At 40.6% G+C, this 4,797-nt stretch carries 3 protein-coding genes and 1 pseudogene; 3 read left to right on the top strand and 1 reads right to left on the bottom strand.

Annotation, left to right across the window (positions count from 1 at the left end; all coding sequences use genetic code 11):
• The 3 genes from ACEW8O_RS17940 to ACEW8O_RS17930 form a co-directional block, all read left to right on the top strand.
• On the top strand, positions 1-205 hold a 205-nt coding region (locus ACEW8O_RS17940), incomplete at its 5' end, for a S1/P1 nuclease (RefSeq protein WP_373496004.1).
• Positions 206-361: 156 nt separating this feature from the next.
• Complete coding sequence (locus ACEW8O_RS17935) at positions 362-3,526, top strand: PAS domain-containing protein (RefSeq protein ID WP_373496003.1); 3,165 nt, start codon at positions 362-364, stop codon at positions 3,524-3,526.
• A gap of 97 nt (positions 3,527-3,623) precedes the next feature.
• Positions 3,624-4,394 carry an SDR family NAD(P)-dependent oxidoreductase gene (locus tag ACEW8O_RS17930; protein WP_373496002.1) on the top strand — a complete coding sequence of 257 codons (771 nt, stop codon included), beginning with the start codon at positions 3,624-3,626 and terminating at the stop codon, positions 4,392-4,394.
• An 87-nt stretch (positions 4,395-4,481) separates the two neighbouring features.
• On the opposite strand, the pseudogene ACEW8O_RS17925 reads toward ACEW8O_RS17930, so the two are convergent.
• Positions 4,482-4,797, bottom strand: a pseudogene (locus ACEW8O_RS17925) (serine hydrolase); the annotation flags it as partial.

The raw sequence follows: 4,797 nt of genomic DNA, 5'->3' as shown, positions 1-4,797 counted from the left end.
CCCTGATCTGATTTATAAATATACTTCAAAAAGCCCCGCTGATTGGTTGAGGGAAGCAGCTGCCATAAGGCCTGCCATGTATGATATACCTGAAAATGGAAGGATTGGATATGAATATATCTACAGACATTATCATCATGTAGAAGAAAGGCTGACTGCAGGGGGAATACGTCTGGCCCAGGTTCTGGAAGAAATCTATGGATGATAGGTTTCTCAATATTTTTTAAACATCAATTCCCAGAATACCGGAACCTGATTATTCCGGCATTCTGTTTTTAGGAAATAATTGTGGTATATTGAAATCTTCAATTTTCCAGTCAGGCCTCCTAACCGTCGGCTAAAATGGAAATGATTCAAAATTATGAGTAAAAATCTCTTTGATAATCAGGAAAGACTTCGATCCCTCCATTCATTGGAGCTGATGGACTCTTCTCCTGAAAAAGAATATGATGCCATCACAGAACTTGCCGCAATAATTTGCGATTGCCCTATTGCCCTGATCTCTCTTGTAGATGAAAAAAGGCAATTTTTTAAATCCCACCACGGTCTCGATATAGATCAGACACCTATAGAAGTGTCATTTTGTGCTGTGGCAATCGAATCTAAAAAGGATATTTTTATGGTGAATGACGCACGGGAAGCAACGGCTTTCTGTACCAATCCCCTGGTTACCGGAAATCCCAATGTTGTTTTTTATGCCGGAGTGCCCCTGACCGGTCCCAAAGGAGAAACAGTGGGGACCTTAAGTGTGATAGACCGAAAGCCCAGGAAACTGAATGACCGGCATAAAAAAGCGTTGAAATCCCTGGCCAACCAAGTGGTCCAGCTTTTTGAGCTGAGAAAAAGCAAAATGATGCTTCTGGAAACCCAGATGGTATCCAAAACAGAAGCCATGCGACTCCATAATGTCATTGAGGCAACGCGGGTGGGGACATGGGAATGGCATATTCAGACCGGAGAAGTCATCATCAACGAACGCTGGGCAGAAATCGGGGGATATACGTTGGAAGAGCTTCAACCTATAGAAGAAGGTACCTGGTTCAAACTGATCCATCCAGACGATATGGATATTTCCCGATCCATAATTCAGGACTGCTTTGATAAAAAAATAGACTATTATGATATAGAGTGCAGGATGCTTCATAAGGACGGCAGTATTGTCTGGATCAATGACAGGGGCAAAATCATCAGTTGGTCCGAAGATGGCAAACCACTCATCATGTCAGGTACTCATACGGATATCACTGAAAGAAAAAAAACCGAATTGAAGTTGGCGGGGGCTTTGGGAAATCTGAGTGAAAGGGTCAAAGAACAAACCTGCCTGTATCAGATTGCCAATCTCAGCAGCCAAAAACTTTCAGTGGAGAAGTTGCTTTCATGTGCCGTGGAAATACTGCCGACAGGTTTTCAGTTTGAAGAAGAGGTGACCGCATTCATAGCTTACAAGAACCAAGAGTTTCCATCCCGGCACCACAAACCTTCAAAATGGTCACTAGTTAGCAACAAAAGGGATTTTGATGGAAATGAATTCAGTATTCTGGTGGTCTATCACAATGAAAAACCTTTAGCGGATGAAGGCCCATTTTTAAAGGAAGAGAGGCAATTGTTGGATACCGTATCGGATAATCTTATTCTGAACATCAATCAGATCTTGACAGGCCAATCTTTGGAGCAAAACGAGAAACGGTTCAGAACATTGGTTGAAAACAGTGCCGATTCTTTTGCGATTTTGGGATTGGACGGAATGGCCAAGTATGTTTCTCCCTCTATCGTCAAAACTTTGGGTTATTCTGAAGAAGAGGCACTTGATCTTCAGTTATTTGAAATCATCCATCCTGAAGACAGGGAAATAGTAGCCGAAAGCCTCAATGAGGCCCTGCAGAATCCGGGTGTACCCTTTGGCAATAATATTTCACGGACACTTCATAAGGATGGGACCTATCATTGGATAGAAGCCACCGTCACCAATATGTTTCATGAACCGGTGATCAATGGATTGGTGGATAATTTTCGTGACATAACCGATCAGGTGCTTTACCGGGAAGCCATTCAAAAAAGCAATGAGCGGTATGAATACGTCAACAAAGTCACCAATGATGCAATCTATGATTGGGACATTGTGCAGGATGTTTTTGAATGGGGTGAAGGTTTTTACAGGATTTTTGATTTTGATAAAAAAGAAGAACCGTTCAGACTTTCTGACTGGGCAGCTATGATGATTAATTCTGATAGGGAAAAAAATAAACAGTCCTGGAAGGAATTTTTGGAAGATTCAGGTCAGTTCAGGTGGCATAAGGAATTCAGGATCCGAAAAGGTGACGGCAGCATCGCTTTTGTTGAAGAAATGGGACATTTGATCAGGGATGAAGATGGGGACCCGATCCGTATGATCGGTGTTCTTAGAGATGTCAGCGATACCAAAGAGCTGCAAAATCTTCTTGACAATGCCACAGGCGTGGCCAGATTGGGAGGCTGGGAAGCTGACCTTGTGACCGGTAAACTTTTTATTTCTAAAATCACCCGGGAAATTCATGAACTTGATGAAGATTATGAACCGGATCTGGAATCGGCCATCTATTTTTACAAGGAAGGAAAATCCAGAGACACCATCAGACAAAAAGTCAAGGAAGCCATTGAACATGGGACACCTTTTGATGTGGAGCTGAAGATTGTTACAGCTAAAGGTAAAGAAAGATGGGTGAGGGCCATAGGAAATGCAGATTTCGAAGAAGGCAGATGTGTCCGGCTATTTGGCAGTTTTCAGGATATTCATCGCAGAAAAAGTGCTGAGGAAGCCCGGAAGAGACTCAACGCCCAATTGAAAAAACATGCCCATGACCTGGAAATCTCCAATAGGGAATTGGAACAGTTTGCCTATGTTGCTTCACATGACCTGCAAGAGCCCCTGAGGATGATCACCAGCTTTTTGGCCCAGTTGGAAAAAAAATATGGATCGGAACTGGATGAAAAAGCAATCCGGTATATCAATTTTGCGGTGGACTGTGCCAAAAGGATGCGGCAGATCATTTTGGACCTGCTGGAGTTTTCGCGGATAGGTAAAATCTCCGAAGAATCAGTAGTGGTGGACCTCCAGATGGTAGTGAATGAAGTGTGCATGCTCCACAGCCAACTGATTGAAGAAAAAAGTGCCAAAGTGATCTATGAGGACCTTCCTTCCATCATGGCACATAAAGGGCCCGTTTTGCAGATTTTCCAAAATCTCATCGGCAATGCACTCAAATACTGCAAGGATGATGTAACTCCTGAAATCACTATTAATACCAATAAGAGAAAACATGAATGGTTGGTTTCTGTCAGTGATAACGGGATAGGGATTTCCCCCGAATTTCATGAAAAAATCTTTATTATTTTTCAAAGGCTTCACGGCAAGGAAAAGTACAGTGGAACCGGAATGGGTCTGGCTATTGTCAAAAAAATAGTAGATAACATGGGGGGCAAAATTTGGCTGGAATCGGAAGAAGGGAAAGGCAGTACTTTCTATTTTACTTTTCCTGTTATGTCTTAACCGTTTATTCTTGTCAGTATAAATGGGCAGCATGATAACGTGATAAAAACCTAGGCACAATTATTTTCTCTAAAAGAATGCGCTATAAATGGTAAATATGGAACAATTTGCATTAATCACAGGAGCGAGGCATGGTTTGGGTAAATCTTTTGCAATTGAACTATCCAAAATGAAAATCAATACAATTTTGGTAAGTAGACCTAACCATGGACTTGAGGATTTTTGCACGGAATTAAAAGATAAATATGAGATCGATTCCAGGCCTTATGAGACAGATTTATCTGTTTATCAAAATGTGATTGACTTGGCAAACTGGGTAAATGAATATTTTGACGTCTTTATCCTGATCAATAATGTGGGAACCGGAGGAACAAGAAAGATAACCAATGTTGATATAGAATATATCAATAATATCATTAACCTGAATGTGGTCACTACTTCTGCACTCAGCCATCAACTGCTTCCCAACCTCTTGAAACAACCGGCTGGATACATTTTAAACATTTCCAGTTTGGCTGCTTATCTTCCAATAGGTTTTAAAACAGTCTATCCTGCATCCAAATCATTTATATATTCCTTTTCAAGAGGTCTGAACCAGGAACTGAAGGGAACAAATGTTTCGGTCAGTGTAGTGTGTCCCGGGCCAATTCGAACCAATGATGACGTCATGAAAAGAGTCGAAAAAGGGTTTTTTGGGAAATTTATGATCTTGGAACCCGAGTTTATTGCAAAAAAATGTATCCGACAGCTTTTTAAAAAGAAGGCTGATATTATTGTAAACCCGATAATTTGGCTTCTTATCATGATTTTGCCAAAATGGATCAAAATTCCATTAATGACCAAGATTGTCAAGAAAGAGATGAGTTGAATAATTGAGGCAAAAGTTTTATGTTACGGATTATGAATTGGACCAATTACCATAACCATTGATTAAAATGGAATTGTATGGTAAATTTTATTTTTTCTTAGCTACAAAAACCCCGTTCGGTTGAATAAATTTGGCTTCTTTTATATTACCTTCTTCATCTTCCAAAAACTCAATCACAAATCCCTCTACGATTTTAAGCGAAAACTTATCCTTGCTAATGGACAACAACTCATACTCCGGTTGGCCTGGCACAAAAAGGTATAGCGTATTTTCATTTCCTTCTTTTAAGTAAAATTTGGCTACCTGTCCTCCTAGGTCATAATCTCCTGAATATTTTTCCAAGGTTTCTTTGTCCACCTCAATTTCTTTGGGTTTGCGTTTGAATTCTATGGCATCAACAGTA

It is taken from the genome of Aquiflexum sp., assembly GCF_041749095.1.
In the GTDB taxonomy this organism is placed as follows: domain Bacteria; phylum Bacteroidota; class Bacteroidia; order Cytophagales; family Cyclobacteriaceae; genus Aquiflexum.
Note: the sequence above shows the minus strand (reverse complement) of the source record. Positions and strands in the feature narration are given on the sequence as shown.

Coding starts and splice junctions, on each gene's coding strand:
- ACEW8O_RS17935 (WP_373496003.1), top strand. CDS start 362: ATGAGTAAAAATCTCTTTGATAATCAGGAAAGACTTCGATCCCTCCAT.
- ACEW8O_RS17930 (WP_373496002.1), top strand. CDS start 3,624: ATGGAACAATTTGCATTAATCACAGGAGCGAGGCATGGTTTGGGTAAA.